The 21,359-nt window shown below is 73.3% G+C and carries 17 protein-coding genes and 1 pseudogene; 11 read left to right on the top strand and 7 right to left on the bottom strand.

Annotation, left to right across the window (positions count from 1 at the left end; genetic code table 11):
• Positions 1 to 22 precede the first annotated feature (22 nt).
• Positions 23 to 598 (bottom strand): TetR/AcrR family transcriptional regulator, encoded by a 576-nt coding sequence (locus tag HHX37_RS06775; RefSeq protein ID WP_117410194.1) that lies wholly within the window; start codon positions 596 to 598, stop codon positions 23 to 25.
• Between the two features lie 46 nt (positions 599 to 644).
• Here HHX37_RS06775 and HHX37_RS06770 point away from each other — a divergent pair, with 46 nt between their 5' ends.
• The 4 genes and pseudogenes from HHX37_RS06770 (at position 645) to HHX37_RS06755 (ending at position 6,413) form a co-directional block, all read left to right on the top strand.
• Positions 645 to 2,219: a carboxyl transferase domain-containing protein gene (locus HHX37_RS06770; protein ID WP_182884848.1), complete on the top strand. Its 1,575-nt coding sequence runs from the start codon at positions 645 to 647 to the stop codon at positions 2,217 to 2,219.
• A 3-nt stretch (positions 2,220 to 2,222) separates the two neighbouring features.
• Positions 2,223 to 4,205: an acetyl/propionyl/methylcrotonyl-CoA carboxylase subunit alpha gene (locus HHX37_RS06765; protein ID WP_182884847.1), complete on the top strand. Its 1,983-nt coding sequence runs from the start codon at positions 2,223 to 2,225 to the stop codon at positions 4,203 to 4,205.
• Positions 4,196 to 5,095: pseudogene (locus HHX37_RS06760) on the top strand (hydroxymethylglutaryl-CoA lyase); the annotation flags it as partial. The gene HHX37_RS06765 and the pseudogene HHX37_RS06760, both read left to right, overlap by 10 nt.
• A gap of 169 nt (positions 5,096 to 5,264) precedes the next feature.
• Entirely contained in the window at positions 5,265 to 6,413 is a 1,149-nt protein-coding gene (locus tag HHX37_RS06755) for an acyl-CoA dehydrogenase family protein (protein ID WP_182884845.1), read from the top strand.
• Positions 6,414 to 6,563: 150 nt separating this feature from the next.
• On the opposite strand, the gene HHX37_RS06750 is transcribed toward HHX37_RS06755, so the two are convergent.
• On the bottom strand, positions 6,564 to 7,010 hold the full coding sequence (locus HHX37_RS06750) for a hypothetical protein (RefSeq protein ID WP_182880150.1): 447 nt from the start codon (positions 7,008 to 7,010) through the stop codon (positions 6,564 to 6,566).
• Between the two features lie 246 nt (positions 7,011 to 7,256).
• Here HHX37_RS06750 and HHX37_RS06745 point away from each other — a divergent pair, with 246 nt between their 5' ends.
• On the top strand, positions 7,257 to 7,700 hold the full coding sequence (locus HHX37_RS06745) for a GNAT family N-acetyltransferase (RefSeq protein WP_117409609.1): 444 nt from the start codon (positions 7,257 to 7,259) through the stop codon (positions 7,698 to 7,700).
• Between the two features lie 113 nt (positions 7,701 to 7,813).
• On the opposite strand, the gene HHX37_RS06740 is transcribed toward HHX37_RS06745, so the two are convergent.
• From HHX37_RS06740 to HHX37_RS06725, 4 genes are all read right to left on the bottom strand, one after another.
• Positions 7,814 to 8,608: an ArsR/SmtB family transcription factor gene (locus tag HHX37_RS06740; RefSeq protein WP_138460066.1), complete on the bottom strand. Its 795-nt coding sequence runs from the start codon at positions 8,606 to 8,608 to the stop codon at positions 7,814 to 7,816.
• A 208-nt stretch (positions 8,609 to 8,816) separates the two neighbouring features.
• Positions 8,817 to 11,282 (bottom strand): hypothetical protein, encoded by a 2,466-nt coding sequence (locus HHX37_RS06735; protein ID WP_182884844.1) that lies wholly within the window; start codon positions 11,280 to 11,282, stop codon positions 8,817 to 8,819.
• A 37-nt stretch (positions 11,283 to 11,319) separates the two neighbouring features.
• Positions 11,320 to 12,273 (bottom strand): carbohydrate kinase family protein, encoded by a 954-nt coding sequence (locus HHX37_RS06730; protein WP_138460069.1) that lies wholly within the window; start codon positions 12,271 to 12,273, stop codon positions 11,320 to 11,322.
• Positions 12,270 to 13,172: a pseudouridine-5'-phosphate glycosidase gene (locus HHX37_RS06725; RefSeq protein ID WP_182884843.1), complete on the bottom strand. Its 903-nt coding sequence runs from the start codon at positions 13,170 to 13,172 to the stop codon at positions 12,270 to 12,272. Before HHX37_RS06725 ends, HHX37_RS06730 begins: the two co-directional genes overlap by 4 nt.
• Before the next feature lie 119 nt (positions 13,173 to 13,291).
• On the opposite strand from HHX37_RS06725, the gene HHX37_RS06720 reads away from it, so the two are divergent.
• The 5 genes from HHX37_RS06720 (at position 13,292) to HHX37_RS06700 (ending at position 19,402) form a co-directional block, all read left to right on the top strand.
• The gene (locus tag HHX37_RS06720; RefSeq protein WP_182884842.1) at positions 13,292 to 14,851 is read left to right on the top strand and encodes a phytoene desaturase family protein; all 1,560 of its coding nucleotides are present in this window, start codon (positions 13,292 to 13,294) and stop codon (positions 14,849 to 14,851) included.
• 118 nt (positions 14,852 to 14,969) lie between these two features.
• Positions 14,970 to 15,689: a response regulator transcription factor gene (locus tag HHX37_RS06715; RefSeq protein ID WP_310738002.1), complete on the top strand. Its 720-nt coding sequence runs from the start codon at positions 14,970 to 14,972 to the stop codon at positions 15,687 to 15,689.
• Positions 15,686 to 17,116: a sensor histidine kinase gene (locus HHX37_RS06710; protein ID WP_182884841.1), complete on the top strand. Its 1,431-nt coding sequence runs from the start codon at positions 15,686 to 15,688 to the stop codon at positions 17,114 to 17,116. Before HHX37_RS06715 ends, HHX37_RS06710 begins: the two co-directional genes overlap by 4 nt.
• 164 nt (positions 17,117 to 17,280) lie before the next feature.
• Positions 17,281 to 18,351: a transporter substrate-binding domain-containing protein gene (locus HHX37_RS06705; protein ID WP_182884840.1), complete on the top strand. Its 1,071-nt coding sequence runs from the start codon at positions 17,281 to 17,283 to the stop codon at positions 18,349 to 18,351.
• Positions 18,341 to 19,402, top strand: coding sequence for a hypothetical protein (locus tag HHX37_RS06700; RefSeq protein WP_182880157.1), 1,062 nt, complete (start codon positions 18,341 to 18,343; stop codon positions 19,400 to 19,402). The genes HHX37_RS06705 and HHX37_RS06700 overlap by 11 nt, the downstream gene beginning before the upstream one ends.
• A gap of 7 nt (positions 19,403 to 19,409) precedes the next feature.
• Here the strand turns inward: HHX37_RS06700 and HHX37_RS06695 are convergent, their stop codons facing one another.
• Positions 19,410 to 20,348, bottom strand: a complete 939-nt coding sequence (locus HHX37_RS06695) for a LysR family transcriptional regulator (protein WP_220498875.1) — start codon at positions 20,346 to 20,348, stop codon at positions 19,410 to 19,412.
• Between the two features lie 113 nt (positions 20,349 to 20,461).
• Here HHX37_RS06695 and HHX37_RS06690 point away from each other — a divergent pair, with 113 nt between their 5' ends.
• The gene (locus tag HHX37_RS06690) at positions 20,462 to 21,355 is read left to right on the top strand and encodes an NAD(P)H-binding protein (protein ID WP_182880158.1); all 894 of its coding nucleotides are present in this window, start codon (positions 20,462 to 20,464) and stop codon (positions 21,353 to 21,355) included.
• Positions 21,356 to 21,359 lie beyond the last annotated feature (4 nt).

Genomic DNA, 21,359 nt, shown 5'->3' with positions numbered 1-21,359 from the left:
CTGATCGCGGGACGGCCGCCGGTCACCCGATCCGGCACAGGGCGGCGCGGGCCATGGTGTGCAGCAGACCGGCCATGGCCTCGGGGGACAGCTCTCCCGCGCTGTGCGGGGTGGAGTTGAGCAGGCCGAAGACCGCGTGCGCGGCGGCGCGCAGCCGCGCCTGCGGGCAGTCGGGGTGCAGTTCGGCCAGCACGGCCACCCACTCCTCGGCGTACAGCCGCTGGAGCCGCCGGATGGCCCGCCTGGCCTGCTCGGGCACGTTGTCGAGCTCGCGCTCCTGCACCCGGATCAGCGCCGGATGGCGCAGCGCGAACTCGATGTGCCCGGCCAGCAGCGCGTCCAGGGCCGCCTCCGCGGTGTCCGGGTCGGCGGTGGTGGCGAGCCGCGCCCCCTGCTCGCGCAGCCGCTCGCTGATCCCGAGCAGCATCTCGGTGAGCAGGGCCTCCTTGCCGCTGAAGTGCCGGTAGAGCGCGGGCCCCGACACGCCCACCGCGGCGCCGATGTCCTCGATGGACACGCCGTGGAAACCGCGTGCCGCGAACAGGGCGGCGGCCGCGTCGAGGATCTCGGCCCGCCGATTGCGGGTAGGGGACTTCACGGCACCATGGTAGACGGAGTCAGTTAACGATGACTAACATTCGAGCATGAGTACAAGCGACTGGCCGGTGCTGGAGAGCCGGTGCGACCCGGGCGGCGAGGCGTACAAGCGCGACGCCGAGGCGAACGAGCGCCTGGCGGCGGAGCTGCGCGAGCGGCTCGCGGCGGCGGCGCGGGGCGGCCCGGAGCGGGCCCGCGCCCGGCACGCCGAGCGCGGCAAGTTGCTGCCCCGCGACCGAGTCGACACCCTCCTCGACCCCGGCGGGCGCTTCCTCGAACTGTCGCCGCTCGCGGCGACCGGCATGTACGACGACCAGGCCCCGGCCGCCGGGATCATCACCGGCGTGGGCCGGGTCGGCGGCCGCGAGGTCGTGATCGTGGCCAACGACGCCACCGTCAAGGGCGGCACCTACTACCCCATGACGGTCAAGAAGCACCTGCGCGCCCAGGAGGTCGCCCTCCACAACAACCTGCCGTGCGTGTACCTGGTCGACTCGGGCGGGGCGTTCCTGCCGATGCAGGACGAGGTCTTCCCCGACCGGGAGCACTTCGGGCGCATCTTCTACAACCAGGCCACGATGTCGGCGCGGGGCATCCCGCAGATCGCGGCCGTGCTCGGCTCCTGCACCGCGGGCGGCGCCTACGTCCCGGCGATGAGCGACGAGGCGGTCATCGTCCGCGACCAGGGGACGATTTTCCTGGGCGGGCCGCCCCTGGTGAAGGCCGCGACCGGCGAGACCGTCACGGCCGAGGAACTGGGCGGCGGCGAGGTCCACGCCCGCGTCAGCGGCGTCACCGACCACCTCGCCGAAGACGACGCGCACGCCCTGAAGATCGTCAGGGACATCGTGTCGACGCTCGCGCCGAGAGGCCCCCGCCCCTGGGACGTCGCGCCGGCCGAGCCGCCGCTGCACGACCCGCACGACCTGTACGGAATCGTTCCCCAGGACACCCGCCGGCCGTACGACGTGCGCGAGGTGATCGCCCGGATCGTGGACGGCAGCCGGTTCCTGGAGTTCAAGGCCGAGTACGGCCCGACCCTGGTCACCGGGTTCGCCCGCGTTCACGGCCACCCCGTCGGGATCGTGGCCAACAACGGCATCCTGTTCGGCGAGTCGGCGCTCAAGGGCGCGCACTTCATCGAGCTGTGCGACCGGCGGTCGATCCCGCTGGTGTTCCTGCAGAACATCAGCGGCTTCATGGTCGGCAAGGCGTACGAGGCGGGGGGCATCGCCAAGCACGGCGCGAAGATGGTCACGGCGGTCGCCTGCGCCCGGGTGCCGAAGTTCACCGTGATCATCGGCGGCTCGTTCGGCGCGGGCAACTACGCGATGGCCGGCCGCGCCTACTCGCCCCGTTTCCTGTGGATGTGGCCGAACGCCCGCATCTCGGTGATGGGCGGCGAGCAGGCCGCGACCGTCCTGTCCATGGTCGGCGACGCCGACCCCGAGGAGATCCGGGCCCGTTACGAGCACCAGGGGAGCCCCTACTACTCGACCGCCCGCCTGTGGGACGACGGGGTGATCGACCCGGTGGACACCAGGACCGTCCTCGGCCTGGCGCTCGGCGCCGCCGCGAACGCCCCCCTCGAACCCGTCGGCTACGGCGTCTTCCGGATGTGAGTGATGTTCACCAGTGTGCTGATCGCCAACCGGGGAGAGATCGCCGTCCGGATCATCCGGACGCTGCGCGCGCTGGGGGTGCGCGCGGTCGCCGTCCACAGCGACGCCGACCGTGACGCCCGGCACGTGCGCGAGGCCGACCTCGCCGTACGGCTCCCGCGCGGCTATCTCGACGCCGACGGGATCGTCGAGGCCGCCCGGACGAGCGGCGCCGAGGCGATCCACCCCGGATACGGCTTCCTCGCCGAGAACGCCGGGTTCGCCCGCCGCTGCGCGGAAGAGGGCCTGGTCTTCGTCGGCCCGCCGCCCGAGGCCATCGAGGCCATGGGTGACAAGATCCAGGCCAAGGAGACGGTCGCCCGCGCGGGCGTGCCGGTCGTCCCCGGCGGCGCGGAGCCCCACGACGACCTGGCCGAGGCGGCCGGGCGCATCGGCTTCCCCGTGCTGATCAAGCCGTCGGCGGGCGGCGGCGGCAAGGGCATGCTGCGGGTCGCCTCGGCGGAGGAACTGCCCGCGGCGATCGAGTCGGCCCGCCGCACCGCCGTGGCCGCCTTCGGGGACGGCACGCTGCTGCTGGAGCGGTACGTCGACGGCCCCCGGCACATCGAGATCCAGGTCATGGCCGACGCGCACGGCAACGTGGTCCACCTCGGCGAGCGCGAGTGCAGCCTGCAGCGCAGGCACCAGAAGATCGTGGAGGAGGCGCCGTCCCCGCTGCTGGACGACGCGACGCGGGCGCGCATGGGCGCGGCGGCGGTGGAGGCCGCTCGGTCGGTCGGCTACGTCGGCGCGGGGACGGTCGAGTTCATCGTCCCGGCCGCCGACCCGGGGGGCTTCTCCTTCATGGAGATGAACACCCGGCTCCAGGTGGAGCATCCGGTCACCGAGATGGTGACCGGTCTCGACCTCGTCGAGCTGCAACTGCGGATCGCCTCCGGCGAGGCGCTGCCGTTCGGGCAGGACGAGGTGCGCCTGCGCGGCCACGCGGTCGAGGCCCGGGTGTACGCCGAGGACCCCGCCCGCGACTTCCTGCCGACCGGGGGCCGGATCCTGGCGCTGCGGGAGCCCGCCGGACAGGACGTCAGGTTCGACTCGGGGCTCGCCGAGGGCATGGCGGTGGGCAGCGACTACGACCCCATGCTGGCCAAGGCGGTCGCCTGGGCCCCTGACCGGGCGGGCGCGCTCGCGGCCCTGGACCGGGCGCTCGGCTCCACGGTGATCCTCGGGGTCACCACCAACGTCGGTTTTCTGCGGGCGCTGCTGGCCGACCCGGAGGTCGCGGCCGGGCGGCTCGACACCGGCCTGGTCGAGCGCCGGCTCGGCGATCTGCTGCGCGGCCCGGTGAACGGCCCTATGAAGGGCCCGGGCGGCGGTGGCGTGCCGGACGAGGTGCTCGCCGCCGCGGCGCTCGTCTTCCACGCGGGCTTCGCCGGCCCCTCCGGCGGCGGCGACCCCTGGGACGTGAACGACGGCTGGCGGATCGGGGTGCCCGCCTGGACGGTCCACCACCTCGGCGTGCCGGTGCGGATCGCGGGACCGGCCGGCGACGCCCGGATCGAAGTTAATGGACGTTCACTTGGCCGGGCGCGGCTGACGCGGCTCGGCGACGGCGCGGCCGTGGTGTCGCTCGGCGGGGTCACCCGCCGGTACGCGGTCGCCCGCGACCGCGGCACGCTCTGGCTCGCCGAGGGCGGCCGGGCCTGGCCGGTGACCCGGCACGAGCCCGGCGACCCGGGAGACCGGGCGGGCGGCGCGCTCGCCGGGGACGGCGTGGTCCGCAGCCCGATGCCGGGAACGGTGCTGCTGGTGAAGGCGGCCCGGGGCGACCGGGTCACCGCCGGGCAGCCTCTGGTCGTGGTGGAGGCGATGAAGATGGAACACACCCTGACGGCGCCGGGCGACGGCGTGCTCGCCGAACTGCGGGTGCGGCCGGGACAGACGGTGGACCTGGACGCGGTGCTGGCGGTGGTGACGCCGTGCGAGTGACGATCTACGAGGTCGGCCCGCGCGACGGCCTGCAGAACGAGTCGGCCGTCGTGCCGGTGGAGGTCAAGCGCGAGTTCGTCGCCCGGCTGGCCGAGGCCGGGCTCACCACGATCGAGACGACGAGCTTCGTCCACCCGAAGTGGGTGCCTCAGCTCGCCGACGCGGGCGAGTTGCTGGAGAGCCTGCCCCGGGTGCCCGGGGTCCGTTACCCGGTGCTCGTCCCCAACGAGAAAGGCCTCGACCGGGCGCTCGACTGTGCTTCCAGCCACGGGGGCGTCACCGACATCGCGATCTTCGGCAGCGCCACCGAGTCGTTCGCGCGGCGCAACCTCAACCGCACGGTCGAGTCGCAGTTCGAGATGTTCGCGCCCGTCGTCGAGCGGGCCCTGGCCCACGGCGTGCGGGTCAGGGCGTACGTCTCGATGTGCTTCGCCGATCCCTGGGAGGGACCGGTCGCGCCCGCGCAGGTCGCCGGGGTCGGGCGCAGGCTGCTCGACCTCGGCTGCCACGAGCTGTCGCTGGGCGACACCATCGGTGTCGGCACGCCCCGCCACGTCGAGGACCTGCTCGACGCCTTCGCCGAGGCCGGTGTCGGGCCGGAGCGGCTCGCCGTCCACTTCCACGACACCTACGGCCAGGCCCTCGCCAACACGCTGACCGCGCTGAGACGGGGAATCACCGTCGTCGACTCCTCCGCCGGAGGCATCGGCGGCTGCCCGTACGCCAGGAGCGCCACCGGCAACCTCGCGACCGAGGACCTGGTGTGGATGCTCGACGGCCTCGGCGTCGAGACCGGGGTGGACGTCAGGTCGCTGGCCGCCACCAGCCTGTGGCTCGCCGGAATCCTGGGCCGGCCGAGCCCCTCCCGCGTCGTCCAGGCCCTTGCCAGGGAGCTTCCCGCGGATCTCGCCGTAGCGAGGATCGGCCAGGCGGATGCATCGCAAGGCGGAGGAGGAGCCCATAGCGGAGCTATGGGCGACGACGACAACGAAGCGAGGCGCCGCGTGGTCGACCGCAGTAGGCGAAAGATCCAAGGGGAGCGACCGGAGGAGATCTGAGATGCTCAACGACGAGCACATCGAGCTGCGCAAGTCGGTGGAGGAGTTCGCCCGCGAGGTGGTCGCCCCCGTCATCGGGGACTACTACGAGCGGTGCGAGTTCCCGTACGACGTCGTCCGCAGGATGGGCGCGATGGGCCTGTTCGGCCTGCCCGTCCCGGAGGAGTACGGCGGCATGGGCGGCGACTACTTCACGCTGTGCCTGGCCCTGGAGGAGCTGGCCCGGGTCGACTCCTCGGTGGCGATCACCCTGGAGGCGGCGGTGTCGCTGGGCGCGATGCCGATCCTCCGGTACGGCACCGACGAGCAGAAGCGGCGCTGGCTGCCGGGGATGGCGGCGGGGGAGATCCTCGGGGCGTTCGGGCTGACCGAGCCCGGCGGCGGTTCCGACGTGCCGGGCGGCATGCGCACCAACGCCGTCCTCGAGAGCGGCGAGTGGGTGATCAACGGCTCCAAGGCGTTCATCACCAACTCCGGCACGGACATCACCGCCGTCGTCGCGGTGGCGGCGATCACCGGCCGCCGCGAGGACGGAAGGCCGGAGATCTCCACGATCCTCGTGCCGTCGGGCACGCCCGGCATGACGGTGTCGAAGAAGTATTCCAAGGTCGGCTGGTCGGCCTCCGACACCCGCGAGCTCTCCTTCACCGACTGCCGGGTGCCGGAGGAGAACCTGCTCGGCGAGCGCGGCCGGGGCTACGCGCAGTTCCTCCAGACGCTCGACGAGGGCCGGGTGGCGATCGCCGCGGTGTCGGTCGGCCTCGCCCAGGGCTGCGTGGACGAGTCGCTGCGGTACGCGCGGGAGCGCCGGGCCTTCGGCCAGGAGATCGGGGGCTACCAGGCCATCCAGTTCAAGATCGCCGACATGGAGGCGCGGGCGCACACCGCCCGCCTGGCCTACTACCACGCGGCCGAGCGCATGGTGGCCGGCCTGCCCTTCAAGAAGGAGGCGGCGATCGCCAAGCTCGTCGCGTCCAACGCCGCGATGGACAACGCCCGCGACGCCACCCAGGTCTTCGGCGGCTACGGCTTCATGAACGAGTTCCCCGTCGGCCGCTTCTACCGCGACGCGAAGATCCTGGAGATCGGCGAGGGCACCAGCGAGGTCCAGCGCATGCTCATCGCCCGCGAACTCGGCCTGCCCGTCTGAACCCGTCCACGCCACGGTACGGCTCCCCGGGGGACGAGCACTTGGGCCGGCGTGAGGGTGAACGCCGCAACCGCCCGTGTCAGGGAGGCATCGGTCTGCTTCGATCGCCATGCCAAGGCGGTGGACGTCACCGTGTGCCGCTCTTCCGGGTCAGCTGCCCTCAGTGATCCACATGCAGGTTTGCGACACTTTGGCTATTGTCTCGACGCCATATTCCGGATCGCCCTGGAACCACTGGAACTCATCGGATGCCGCCGCGTTCGTCGGAAAATGCAGGTATGTGTTGCTGCTGGTCAGCAGTACTGCGCCGCAGCCGTCCGCCTCGTCCAGAAACCTGATGATGTCGGACAGTTCTGGATTGATCTTCTGTGCCGCCTCGTAGTAACTGGCTCCCGACCGGAACACGGCAAAGTAGCGCGTGTAATTGCAATGCGTGTACTGCCTGTTGCTCCCGATTTTGCCGCTGGTGCACACGGGCGGCTCCGGCGAGTCGTGCGTGTACCCGTCGACAAGTGCGTTGGCCGGAGTGGCTGATGCGAGGAGTGCTGTAACCGCCGCGGCGAGCACCAGACCGAAGGCGCGAGTCATCGTTCTCATGAGCGGCAATTTAGGGCGATGGAAATGCGAATTTCTTGCATGATCCTTGAACGCTGCTTGCAGCCGTGCCGCGGCTGGTAGAGGCCCGCGGCCTCGGCCGTCACTCCACTCCAGCGCGAGAAACGGCGACTCCGGGTGGGGGAAACGGCCGGACGGCCCGCGGGCGTGAGGCGGTTCCGCCTGCCGCCGGTCTCGCGGGGGGGTCGGATTGGACGTATGTGTCTGGGTACTCCTAGAGTCCCTTTCATGACGTCTGGTGATCTCCAGCTCCGGCGGGCCGAGCAGACCGACGCGGACGAGATTTTCGCACTCGCCCGCGAGTTCGCGGTGACGTTCCGGCCCGAGCGCGCGCCGTTCGACGCGGCGCTGCCGCAGCTGCTGGAGAACGAGGACGCCTTTCTCATGGTCGCCACCGTGGACGGGACCGTACGCGGTTACCTGCTGGGCTTCACCCACATCACGCTCTTCGCCAACGGCAGGGTCGCCTGGGTGGAGGAGGCGATGATCGAGAGCGGCTACCGCCGCCACGGCATCGGCCGCAGGCTGCTGGAGGAGTTCGAGACGTGGGCCCGCTCGCGGCAGGCCGGGTATGTCGCGCTGGCGACCCGGCGGGCCGCCGAGTTCTACGGCGCCCTCGGCTACGAGATCTCGGCGACCTACTACCGGAAGATGCTCAGACCGAAGGCCTGACCTTCTCCCCGCCTACCGCGGTGCTCCCCGGGCCGCTCGCCGTCCTCCGGGTGGTCGTCCAGGCGGGCCGGCCCGGCGGCGCCTCGCGGCGTCGCCGGGGCCGATCGGGGAGGTCACGCGTCGGCCGGCAGCGGTTCGCCGGTCTCCAGCAGCGTCTTGAGGCTCGCCACGACGTTCGGCCAGCCGTGGCTGACCATCTCGGCCAGGCTCGATCCGGGCTCGAAGCCGTCGTGCACGACGGTGAGCTTCACGACCTCCCGCGCGGGCTCCTCGATCGTGAAAGTGACCTTCGAGCGGGCCTCGCCGGACAGCCGGGCGAGCGTCTCCTCGTCCCAGCCGAAGCGCTTGGCGAGCTCCGGGGTGACGGCGTGCCAGGTGTAGGAGAGCCGGCTGTAGGGCTCGGCCTCCAGCACGACCTGCTCCGGGTCGCTGATCAGCACGCCGTGGTTGTCCCAGGTCATCGGTGAGCCGGCGGACCAGTCCGTGGTGAACTCCGTGGCCCAGTAGCGGCGGGTGAAGGCGGGCTCGGTCAGCGCCTGCCAGAGCTTCTGCGGGGTGGTGCGGATGTAGGTGGTGTAGACGAAGGTCGGCGCGTCCATCGGGGTCTCCTCAAGGGCGAGTTTCAGGTCCGCCAGGGCTTGGACCCTGGCCCGGTCGTAGCGGCTGATCCACCGGTGGGCGATCTCGTGCACGGGCGCGGCGTTGAGGTAGTGCAGCTTCTCCCGGCCCCGCCGCACGGTGGTGACGAGCCCGGCCTCCTCCAGCACCGCGAGGTGCTTGCTGACGGACTGCCTGGCCATGTCGAGTCCGGCGCACAGCTCACGCAGCGTCTGCCCGTTGCGGGCGTTGAGCGAGTCGAGCAGCGCGCGCCGGCTCGGATCGGCCAGCGCCTTGAACACCTCGTCCATGCTCGCCCTCGTTCCCGGATCGCCCTCTGTTGATATGCAGCCTTTTGGCTGCCTTTAATTTGGCAGCCGGATGGCTGCATGTCAAGACGTGCGGCTGTCAGGGCCGGCACGGAAGGTGATCATGCCCGGAAGCGGGCTCGCGAAGGCCGGCGCGCACGCGCGGCGCATCGCTCATGGAGCACCGTGCGCCGCGCGTGGCGGGGGACGGTCAGACGGCCGAGGTGAGCTGGGCGTCGAGCCGGTAGCCGTCCACGGTCACGTAGACCGAGTCGCCCGGCCGGGCGTTCAGCCGCATGAGCACCGGCTGGAGCGAGTCGAACACCGGCTGCCGGTCACGCCACACCAGGACGACGGCGTTGTTCCCCGGGCCGGTGACCGACAGCAGCGTCCCCGGACGCATGCCCAGCTGGGCGGCGTACCCCTCGGGGACCGCCACCGGCTCGCCGCGCAGGTGACCGCTGGTCACGTCGATCCGCTGCCAGCGGCGCGGGTCGGAGGCCGGGCCCGAGGTCGGACGGGGGTTCGGCACCAGGTGCGGCAGGGGTACGCCCCCGCCCCGGGTGCCGCTCGCCAGCGCGTTCAGCGCGGCCAGCGCCGTGGCGGCGTCGGGCCCGTTGCCGGCTTGGGAGGGGACCGGGATGCCGCCGCGGCCGTGGTGGTGGCCGTTCGCCCCCGGAGTGCGGCGCGGCAGCGGCGCCGGCTTGCCCGCCGGACCGCGCCGCGTCGGCAGCGCGTCCGCCGCGGACGGCGAGCCCGCCTGGGGCATCGAGTCCAGCCACGCCTTCGCCGAGTGGGCGCGGATGCCGAGCTGGCCGAGCAGTTCCACGACATCGGCGTCCGCGGGCTTGCTCGCCAGAAGGTGGCGGGTCTTCTCGCGCAGCCCGGCCAGGTCGCCGACCACGAGCCAGCCGTCCTGCAGGCGGCGGTCGGGCATCAGCGTGACCAGCACCCGCCACAGCGGCGTGCCGAGGGCCGGGACCTCGACCGGGTGGGACGGGTCGGCCGCGATGAGCTGCTCCTGGGTGGCCGCCGCGCCGAGCCATTCGGTAAGCCCGAACAGATGCCCGGTGAGCGGTGCGGTGTCGGGGGAGCGCAGCCACAGCAGCACCCGCTCCTCCGCCGTGCGCTGCGCCTGGGAGAGCAGTTCGCGGTCGACGCCGAGGGTGTGCGCGAGCGCGCGGAGGCTCACCGGTTCCGCGGCGAACAGCCGCTCGGCGGCCACGGCCCGGGCGAGCGGGTCCCAGTCGCGGAACAGCCCCTCGACGACCCCGACCATCGGGTGCGCGGACAGGTCGGCCGGCTGCCGCTCCGGGGCCGCCGGAGCCTCCGGCCGCGCCTCGCCACGAGGCTCCGTACGGGACTGTGCCACGGGTTGGGCCGAGGGTTGAGCTGCGGGTTGGGACGGGGACGGGGCGGTGGGCCGGCCCGCGGCCTGGGCCGGGGGCTGGGGGAGCGCGGCGCCGGGCTGCCGGGCGAAGGGCTGGGTGGCGGGCCTGGCCTGCTGGCCGGGAGGCGCACCCGCCGGCGGCAGGCTCGCGGGCGGCGGGGCCGTTCCCGGCTGCACGGCCGCCTGCTCCGCCTGGCCGGGAGGCACGGCGTCCGGCCGCGCGAAGGGCTGCGAAGGGGCTCCGTTGACCCGCGGGGGCGGCGGGGAGCCGGGTCCCTGTGCCGCGGGTCCCTGGCCGGCCACGGGGAAGGGCTGGGAGGGCGTGCCCGGAACGGCGGGGAAGGGCTGGGAGGTGGCGCCCGGAACGGCGGGGAACGGCTGGGAGGGGGCTCCGTCGGCCTGCGAGGCGGGTCCGTGAGCGGTGGGTCCCTGGGCGGCGGCGGGGAACGGCTGGGAGGTCGGGCCCGGGGTGCCCGGGAACCCTTGCGCGGCCGCGGCGGGCTGTTGGGGGAACGGCTGCGCCGTGCCTCCCTGCACTGTGCTTCCCGGCGCGGGGCTTCCCGGCGCCGCGGTTCCCTGCGGCGTGGTCACCTGAGGAGCCTGCGGGAACGGCCCGGAGACGGGACCGGCGGCGGGCTGGGCCGTGGGGGCGCCCGGGACCGCCTGCGCGCCCGAAGCGCCCCGTGTACCAGGAACGCCTTGTGTACCCGGAACGCCCGGTGCAGCCAGAGCGCCCGGTGTGCCCGGAACAGACTGTGTGCCCGGAACAGCCGGTGCGCCTGGAACAGGCGGTGCGCCGGGAGCCGGCTGCGCCCCCGGGAACGCCTGTGCGGCCGGGGTGGAGGGCTGTTCGCCGCCCGATTCCCCCAGGTGCCCGAACACCTCTCGGAAGATCGTGGTGAGGAGGGCCTCCGGCGAGGCCGAGCCGCTGGGCGTCCGCAGGTCGACGGGTGTCATGCGGCGGAGCCGGTACCACCCGCCCAGGTGGGTGACCACCGTACGGACCGGCTCGGGCCACCCGGTCATGGCCGGGTCCACGGTGTGGACCTGGAGTGCGGGGAGCAGGTCGGTGAGAGGCAGATGGTCCCAGCGGCCGACGGCCAGCCGGGCGAGCCGTTCGCAGAGCCAGTCGACGCCGGTCGCCCGCACCGCGTGCCCGATCGTGACGGATGCCCACCACCCGCCGGGCAGGCGCGGGTCGGCCAGCATCTCGGCCACCTGCTGAGGACGGCTCCAGCGCAGGGCCGGGACCAGGTCGCTCAGGCAGATCGTTGACTCGGCGTCCATCGGTATGACCGCACCCTCCCGAGAGTGACGCATGTTGCTAATGGTGCAGCTTACGCCGCAAACCAGCAATTGGTGTCAATAGGGTAAAGTTCCCGGACTTCGGACGGCCGCCCACCTGCGCGACCGCCATCGCCCCCGCCTCGCACCCCGTCCGCAGCGCCTCCTCGGGGGTTCCGCCCGCCAGCGTGGCGGCCAGGAACCCCGCCGCGAAGGCGTCTCCGGCACCCGTCGAGTCGACCACCGCCGCCGGGGGAGCGGGCGCCCTGGCGACTATACGGCCCTCACGGGCCAGCAGCGCGCCGTCGGCCCCGAGCTTGACGACCGCCGTGCCGTAGCGGGCACTCAGCACCCGCCCGGCCGTGTCCGGGTCGGACGCCCCGGAGAGCAGCAGCGCCTCCTCCCGGTTGGGGATCACGGTGGCCGCCGGGGCGGTCTCGCGGAGGAAACGTTCACGGCCGAACTCCCGCAGCGGCCCGCAGGAGGCCGGGTCGACGCTGACCGGGATGCCCCGCCCGGCCGCCTCGCGCATGGCCAGCCGGGCCAGTTCCAGGCCCGGCCCGGCGAACATCGTGTACGCCGACAGGTGCAGGCGGCCGACCCCGTCGAGGAGATCGGGCGCCCAGTCGTCCACGCCGATGTGACCGCTCGCGCCCCGGTTGGTGAGCATGGACCGCTCCCCGCTGGCGTCGACCATCGCGATGACGACGGCCGACGGACGGCCGGGGTCGATCCGCAGGTGCGGCCGTACGCCGGCCTTCGTCAGCTCCGCCGCGTGCCACTCGCCGGTGTCGTACCCGGCCCGCGCCAGGAGGCGGGTGTCGGCGCCGAGGCGGGCGGCCCAGGAGGCGGTGTTCGCCCCCGAGCCGCCCGGCCGCAGCGTGATGTCGGCGGGTGTGTCGGTGCCGGTGGCCGGGGGCCCGTCGTGCAGCGCGACGACGTCCGTCACCACGTCGCCGATCACCAGCAGGCCGGTCGCCGGCGGAGCGCTCACCCGGCCGCCCAGGCGGCGGCGATCCGACCGGCCAGGGCCGTGTTCCCGCGTACGGCGGCGAGGTTGGCCTCCAGCGACGCCCCGCCGGTGCCCTCGACGAGGTACTCCAGCAGGAAGGGGGTGATGGCCTGCCCGGTGACGCCGCGCTCCTCGGCGGCGCGCAGGCCCTCGGCGAGCACCCGGTCGTGCAGGTCCGGGTCGAGCTGGAGGTCGGCCGGCACCGGGTTGGCCACTATGAGCGCGGTCTCCAGCCCGCCGAGGGCGTCCTGGGCCCGCATGATCCCGGCGGCCTCCTCCGGCGTCTCGACGCGCCAGTCGACCGGCTCGCCCGAGCTGTGCAGGTAGAAGCCGGGGAACTCGTCCGTACGGTAGCCGACCACGCTGACCTGCTTCGTCTCCAGCCGCTGCAGGGTCGCGGGCACGTCGAGGATCGACTTGACGCCGGCGCACACAACCGTGATCTTGGTCCGGCTGAGCGTGTCGATGTCCGCCGACTCGTCCTGCACCGCCGTCCAGCCGCGGTGCACGCCGCCGAGCCCTCCGGTGGCGAACACCCGCACGCCCGCCCGGGCCGCGAGGAACGACGTGCCGGAGACGGTCGTGGCGCCGCTGAGCCCGAGCGCGGCGGCCGGGGCGAGGTCGCGGTAGCCGAGCTTGCGCAGGCCCGGCTCGGTCGCGATGCGCTCCAGCCCGTCCTTGTCCAGGCCGACCCGGGGGACGCCGTCGAGCACCGCGACCGTCGCGGGCACCGCGCCCGCCTCCCGGACGATCTCCTCCAGTTCGAGGGCGACCTGGAGGTTCCGGGGCTGGGGAAGCCCGTGGGAGATGATCGTGGACTCCAGGGCGACGACCGCCCGGCCGGCGGCCAGCGCCTCGGCGACCTCATCGGAAACGCGCATGGTGCTCCTGTTCGTGGTGGCGGAAAATTGTCCGGCTTCGTCATATTCTGCCCGGGTCCAGCGGGCAATCTTGCGATACCTTGCGGGCACCGCGCCTCGTAGACCCGGGAGAACGCTCCATGCCACGTTCGCACTACGACGTCGTCATCGCCGGTGCCGGGCACAACGGCCTCGTGGCCGCCGCCTACCTCGCCGGGGCCGGACGCCGGGTGCTGGTCCTGGAACGGCTCGGCCACGTGGGCGGCCTCGCCGTGTCGGCGCAGGCGTTTCCCGGCGTGGACGCGCGGCTGTCGCGCTACTCCTACCTGGTCAGCCTGCTGCCGTCGAAGATCGTCAAAGAGCTGGGGCTCCGGCTCGACCTGCGCCGCCGCCGCTTCTCCTCCTACACCCCGGCCGGCGGCACCGGGCTCCTCGTGGACAACGAGGACGCCGCCCGCACCGCCGCCTCGTTCGAAGCCGTCACCGGCGGACGGCGCGACCTCGACGCCTGGGAACGGTTCTACGCGATGACCGCCCACGTCGCCCGGCGGGTCGCGCCCACGCTGCTCGACCCGCTGCCGGGCCGTACGGACCTGCGCGGAATCGTGGGCGACGACGAGGCGTGGCGGGACCTGTTCGAGCGGCCCATCGGGCAGGTCGTGGACGAGCGGTTCGCCGACGACACGGTGCGCGGGGTGGTCCTCACCGACGCCCTGATCGGCACCTTCGCCGACCCCGCCGCCGACCTGCTGGCCAACCGGTGCTTCCTCTACCACGTCATCGGCGACGGCACGGGCGACTGGAACGTCCCGGTCGGCGGCATGGGCGCGGTCACCGCCGAGCTCGCCGACGTCGCGCGGCGGCGCGGCGCCGAGATCCGTACGGGGGCCGAGGTGCTGGCCGTCGACCCCGGCACGGGGGAGGTCACGTTCCGGGACGTCTCCCCGGACGGCCAGGACGACGGCGCCGAGCACGTGGTGACCGGCGGGAAGGTGCTGGCGAACCTGCCGCCCGCCGTGCTCGCGCGGCTGCTCGGGGAGACGCCCGAGACGCCCGAGGGCGCCCAGCTGAAGATCAACATGGTGCTGTCGCGGCTCCCCCGGCTGCGCGATCCCGCCGTGACGCCGGCCGAGGCGTTCAGCGGCACGTTCCACATCAACGAGAGCCGCGACCAGCTCGCCGCGGCGTACGCGCAGGCGGCGGCGGGGCGGGTGCCGGACCTGCCGCCCGCGGAGGTCTACTGCCACTCGCTCACCGACCCCTCGATCCTCGGGCCCGAGCTGCGCGCGGCGGGAGCGCACACGATGACGCTGTTCGGCCTGCACATGCCCGCCCGGCTGTTCGCCGACCCGGCCGCCAAGCGGGAGGCGCTGGCCCGCACGCTCGCCTCGATCGACTCCGTGCTCGCCGAGCCCATCGGCGACTGCCTGCTGCACGCTCCCTCCGGTGAGCCGTGCCTGGAGGTCAAGACGCCGCTCGACCTGGAACGGGACGCGGGCCTGCCCGGCGGGCACATCTTCCACCGCGACCTGTCCTGGCCGTACGGCGAGGAGGACGCCCCTGGCGGTCACGGCGGCCCGTGGGGGGTGGAGACGGCGCACGAACGGGTACTGCTGTGCGGCGCGGGCGCGCGGCGCGGCGGCGGCGTGAGCGGCATCCCGGGCCACAACGCCGCGATGGCCGTCCTCGGCCACGCGTGACTCGGCGGGATGAACGCGGTCCGGCTTTCGCCCCCGGATCGCCGGCCGGGCGGGTGCCACTCAACGGGACAAAGCGCCCTTTAACCGGATTCTCATGACGCTCGGATAGCGTGTGGCGGTGCGTGAGGAAGCCGCGAAGCTGCTGGTGGTGGACGACGAACCCGCCCTGCGGGAGGCGCTGTGCAGCAGCCTGGAGTTCGAGGGATACCGGGTCGAGACGGCCGGCGACGGGCTGGCCGCGCTCGGCCTCCTCGACGACGCCGCGCGGAACCGCGAGGCGTACGACGCGATGCTCCTCGACGTCATGATGCCGCGGCTCGACGGGCTCACCACCTGCCGGCGGCTGAGGTCGGCGGGCAGCCGCGTCCCCGTGCTCATGCTGACCGCGCGCGACGCCGTCGGCGACCGCGTGTCCGGGCTGGACGCGGGGGCCGACGACTATCTCGTCAAGCCGTTCGAGCTCGACGAACTGCTCGCCCGGGTGCGGGCCCTGCTGCGGCGCGGCGGGCAGTACGCCGCCCAGAGCGGCGACGGCGACGTGCTCGCCTTCGGCGACCTGCGCATGGACGCCGCGAGCTGGGAGGTGACCCGCGCCGGTCACCGGCTGGAGCTGACCCGCACCGAGCACCTGCTGCTGGAGCTGTTCCTGACCCACCCGCGCCAGGTGCTCACCCGGGAGCAGATCCTCGGCGCCGTGTGGGGCTTCGACTTCGAGCCGACGTCGAACTCGCTCGACGTGTACGTCATGTACCTGCGCCGCAAGACGGAGGCGGGCGGGTTGCCCCGCCTCATCCACACCGTGCGCGGGGTGGGCTACGTGCTGCGGTCGTCGCCGTGAGGCGCCGCTCGCTCCGGTCCCGGCTCACGCTGCTGATCGCGGCGGCGGTCGCGCTGGCCGTCGCGGTGTCGGCGGCGGCCTGCTGGCTGCTCGCCCGCGCCGAGCTGCGCGACCAGATCGCCCGCTCGCTGACCCGGCTGAGACCGGCGGCCGACCAGATCGCGATCGCGCTGCGGGACTGCCGCGGCGACGAGACGCAGCGCCGCGGGCCCCGCCCCGACTGGGACCCCTCGGGGCGGAGCTGGCAGATCGTCGCGCCCGACGGCACGGTCTGCGTCTGGGCCGGCTCGGCCTACGTACGGCCGTCCGAGGCGGAACGCGCGCTGACCTCGGGCTCGATCCTGCGGGACGCGGTCACCACCGACGGGACCTCCGTGCTCGTCCACACGACCCGCTACGTGCCCCGGCTGCCCGGACCGCCGGGCCGGTTCCCGGAGCTCGCCCAGCCGCCCGCGCCGGTGACGATCAGTGTGTTCCGCTCCACCGCCGAGATGGACCAGACGCTGGGCATCCTCGCCGTGGTCTTCGGGTCGGTCAGCGTGCTCGGTGTGGCCGGCGCCGCCGTGGCGGGCCTCTGGCTCGCCCGTACGGCCCTGCGGCCCGTGGCGCGGCTGACCCGCGCGGTCGAGCACGTGGCGCGGACGGAGGACCTCACGGTCACGATCCCCGTCGAGGGGGAGGACGAGATCGCCCGCCTCGGCCGGTCGTTCAACACGATGACCGCCGCCCTGTCGAGCTCCCAGGAGCGCCAGCGTCTGCTCGTCTCCGACGCCGGGCACGAACTGCGCACCCCGCTCACGAGCCTGCGTACCAACATCGACCTGCTGCTGCGCAGCGAGGCCACGGGCCGCGCCATCGAGCCCGCAGCCAAGCGGCGGCTGCTGGCGAACGTCAAGGAGCAGTTCGAGGAGATGTCGAGCCTCGTCGGCGACCTGCTGGAGCTGTCGCGCGAGGCGGAGAGCGGCGAGTCGTCGGCCGAGATCGACTTCCACGAAGTGGTGGCGGCGGCGGTCGAGCGGGCCCGGCGGCGCGGCCCGGGGCTGCGCTTCGACGTCGGCCTCGATCCCTGGCAGGTCCACGGCGACGCCCGCGGCCTGCAACGCGCGGCGGTGAACGTGCTCGACAACGCGGTGAAGTTCAGCCCGCCCGGCGGCCTCGTCACGGTGCGGCTCGGCAAGGGGCGGCTCGGCAAGGGCGTGCTGACCGTGCGCGACGAGGGACCGGGCATACCCGAGGGCGAACTGCCGCACGTCTTCGAGCGCTTCTGGCGTTCGCCGTCGGCGCGCGGCCTGCCCGGCTCCGGCCTGGGCCTCGCCATCGTGGCCCAGGCCGTACGGGACGCCGGGGGACAGGTCACCGTGGAGAACGCCCCGGGCGGCGGGACCCTCGCCACCATCGTGCTGCCCGGGACCGCGCCGGGCGACTGACCCGGCCGCCTCGTTCCGCGGAACCGGCCCTTGCGGCCTGCCGCGCACCGGCTTGCTCGCGGGGCGTTCTCGTTCTCCGAGTCACCCGCTGAAAGCGAACACCCCTTTTCCGGGATGATCTCCGTGAATATGGTGGGCTCGACGTTGCGACGGAGGCTGCTCGGGTGGAGTCAGGGAAGCGGTTCGGACGGCGGCAGCGGCGGGTGCGGCCGGAAGCGGAACCGGCCGCGCCGAGCTCTCCGCCTCCGCCGGCGCCCCCGGCCCAGGAGGCCGGACCACCTCGTCGCCGGGGAGACTGGCTGCGGCTGTACGGCTGGCTGGCCGCCATCATGGCCGCGGTCCTCGTCGGCGGTTACATCCTCTTCGCCGCCGGGCCGCCGACCGAGGCCGAGTTACGCGACCAGGCCCGGCTCACGGGGAAGAAGAAGCTCCTGGTCGGGGTGAAGGACGACACCCCGGGCATCGCCCTGCGCGACCGGACCGGCGCCTTCTCCGGCTTCGACATCGACATCGCCTACATGATCGCCGGGGAGCTCGGTTTCCGGCCCGACCAGGTGGAGTTCCTGTCCATCGAGACCGAGGACCGGGCCCGCCGCCAGGCCACCGACGCCGACGGGAACTTCGTCACCGTCGACCTCGTGGTGGCGACGTTCAGCATCACCGCCAAACGGCTGCAGGATTCGTCGGTCGGCCTCTCCAGCCCCTACCTGTTCACCGAGCAGTCGGTGGTGACACGGGCCGATCACGCCCGGGTGACCTCCCTCGGTCAGCTCGCCGGTGAGAAGGTCTGCACGCTCGGCACCTCGACCTCGGAGGGCCCGCTGGCCGAGAGCGGCGCCAGGGTGACGGCGGAGAACAAGATCAGTGCCTGCTTCGAGGGGCTGGAGGCCCACCTGTACGACGCCGTCAGCACGGACGCCGCGATCATGGCGGGATTCGTCGCCAAGTCCGGCGGGAAGCTGAGACACCACGACATCGGGCTGGAGACGACCGAGATGTGGGCGGTGAACACGGGCACCAACACGGCCCTGCGCACCCTGGTCGAGCTGGCGTTGTACCGCTCGTACGCCGACCCCCAGAACAGGATGTGGGAGGAGGCCTACGACCGGCACATCCGTCCGATGCTGGCGGCCAATCCCGGGGTGAACGTGGCCCAGAGCACCCAGCCGTGCCTGAAGGCGCCGCAGGTGCGCCGGTGGCCGTGGGAGCGAGCCCTTTCCGCCGATGGCTGCTGAGGCCGGGGAGACGGGAAGGATCCGCGCGCCGCAGCGCAACCAGGAGTGGGTGCTGACGCTCCTGCCCGCCTTCCCGCTGGTGCTGCTGGTGATGCGGCTCTGGTACGCCAGCAGGCAGGATACGCAGACCCTGCTGCTGCTCGTGCAGTACGTCAGCCCGCTCGGCCTGCTCACGACGGTGCTGCTGACGCTCGTGTGGGTGCTGCCCGCCGTGGTGCTGGCCGGACGGGTGCTCGGGCCGCTCTACCGGCTCAGCACCCGGCGCTCCTTCTGGGTGGCGCGGTCCGCCGACCGGGTGCCCGACTGGGTGGTCGCGGTGGCCGTGGGCGTCGGGCTGCTCGGCTGGCAGCTCCGTTTCCTGCCGACCCTGCTCATGCTCACACTCGCGGTGGCCGGGCTGACCGTGCGGGAACGCCGCCCACTGGACCGGACGTGGATCCGGGCCGTCTGCCTGGTGGTGCCGGTGGTCTCCGGCGTCCTCGTCCTCCTGCTGTTCCGCCCGGCGATCATGCAGGCGCTGGCGCAGCGTGACGTCGCGACGCTGATCCTGCTCACCGCGCCGCCCGTGCTCGCCCCGCTGGTCACCGGGCCGGTCCCCGCCTCCGCCGCGCCACTGGTGGTGCACGGCCTGACCTGGACGCTCGCCGTGCTCTTTCCGCTGGTCGCCGGAGTGGTGGTGCTTCGCTCGCCGATCCTGCCGCTCACGGCCATGGAGATCGCCACCAAGCCGAACGGCGGGGCCGAACAGGTCACGATCGGCTACGTGATCGCCAGCGACGACCGTCTCGTCACCATCCTCGAACGCTCCGGCGCGGTCCGTTTCGTACGCAACGACCTGCTCGTCTCCCAGGTGCTCTGCCCGGAGCCGGGCGCGGTCCCGCACACCACCGTGGACCTCCACCAGTGGAACGTCGAGCGGAGCGCCCTTTCCTGGCTGGCTCCCGCGCCTGTGCCGATCCCGCCCGACTCCCGCTGCGAGGGCCGTCCGGCGTCACCGGCCGACCTCGCCCCCGGCGAGGCGGCGGTCTCCGTGGGAGGCCCGCGCCGCTGACGACCCCTCACGTGATCGCGGGTGCGCCAAGAGTCCGGCGGACGGCGTCGCGGAGCCAGCGGTGGGCTCCGTCGGCGGCGTGACGGGGGTGCCAGGCCATGCCGATGGTCAACGGCGGCAGCGGGAGGGGAATGTCGAGGAGGCGGAGGCCGAGGGCGCCGGCGGGGTCGGTGAGAGGCGAGGGGCCGGCGCCGGGGGGTGCGGTGGGGATGAGGCAGACGACGTCGCTGCGGGCGGCGAGGGTCATCGCCGCCAGGTGGCCGGGAAGGACGGCGACGACCCGCCGGTGGAGGTTCCGCTCGGCCAGGGCGGTGTCGAGGGGGCCGGTGAACCGGCCGCGGCGGCTGACCGCGACGTGCTCGGCGGCGGCGAGCCGGGCCGGGGTCAGGGTTCCTTCGGTGAGGGGATGACCGGGCCGGACGGCCGCCGCCATCCGGAGGGTGACCAGCTCTTCCACCAGGGTTTCGGGGTCGACGTGGTCGATGGATCCGATCTCCAGGTCGATGCGGCCGTCGCGGAGGGCCGGCCCGGCCTCCAGCTCTTCGGCCCGGAACCGCAACGAGACCCCTGGCGCCTCCTGCCGGGCCCGTCGCAGCAGTCCCGGAGCCAGCGCCGCGCCGACGAGGTCGGCGGTCTGCAGGGTGAAGGTGCCGCGCAGGGTGGCGGGATCGACGTCGGCGCCGGGGGTGAGCAGTGCTTCGAGGCGGCGCACCACCGCGGCGGCTTCGTCGCGCAGGGCCTGGGCGCGGGGGGTGGGGACCATGGCCTGCCCGGCCCGGACCAGGAGCGGGTCCTGGAGGATGCGGCGGAGGCGGGCCAGGGTGCGGCTCATGGCGGCGGGGGAGGTGCGCAGGCGGGCGGCGGCGCGGGTGACGCTCTGCTCGGCCAGCAGGGCGTCCAGCGCGACGGCGAGATTGGCGTCGATGATCGGATCTGAGCTGTTCACCAGCGTAATTCCATTTCAGGCAATGATTCCATGCTGAAGTTCCCATTGTGGCAACACTGTGGCCCTCCGCAGGATTGGGGGCGTTCCGATCCGACGCGACCCACGAGGTTCTCATGATCGTCATTACTGCTCCGACCGGGAACATCGGCCGCCGGCTGCTGTCTCTGCTCCTGGAGTCCGCCCCCGCCCGTGGTGAGGAACTGCGCGTGGTCGTGCGCGACCCCGCCAGGCTCCCCGGCCCGGTACGCGAACGCGTCGAGGTGGTCACCGGCTCGCACGGCGACGCCGAGGTCGTCGACCGGGCCTTCGAGGGCGCCGACGCCGTCTTCTGGCTCGTCCCCCCGGACGCCTCCCTGACCCCGGCGGACGCCTACTGCGGCTTCACCCGCCCCGCCGCGAAGGCGCTCGCCGCCCACGGCGTCGGCCATGTCGTCGGCGTCTCCGCGCTCGGCCGCGGCACCCCGGTCGCCGGACGCGCCGGACTCGTCACCGCGTCCCTCGACATGGACGACCTCATCGCGGGGACCGGCGTCGCCTACCGGGCCCTGGCCTGCCCCTCCTTCTTCGAGAACCTTCTGGAGGAGGCCGGTTCGATCAGCGAGAAGGGCGTCTTCACCGACGTCGTCGCCGCCGGCCGCAGGGCCCCCCTCGTCGCCGTCGCCGACATCGCGGCCGTCGCCGCCCGCCTGCTGCTGGACCGCTCCTGGACCGGCACCGGCGACGTCCCGGTCCTCGGGCCACGGGACCTGTCCCCGAACGACCTGGCCCGCATCATGACCGAGCAGTTCGGCCGTCCCGTCCGCTACGAACGCCAGTCGCTCGACGACCTGCACGCCACCCTCGCCGGTTACGGCCTCAACGAGGCGTTCGTCCAGGGCGTCGTCGACATGAAGCGGGCCAAGGACGACGGCCTCGACGCCGGTGTCACCCGTACGCCGGACACCGCCTCCCCCACCACCTTCGAGCAGTGGTGCGCCCGGACCCTCAAGCCCGCCGTCCTCGCCTGACGCC

The sequence above is a fragment of the Microbispora sp. H10885 genome, assembly GCF_014161415.1.
In the GTDB taxonomy this organism is placed as follows: Bacteria; Actinomycetota; Actinomycetes; order Streptosporangiales; family Streptosporangiaceae; genus Microbispora; species Microbispora triticiradicis.
Note: the sequence above shows the minus strand (reverse complement) of the source record. Positions and strands in the feature narration are given on the sequence as shown.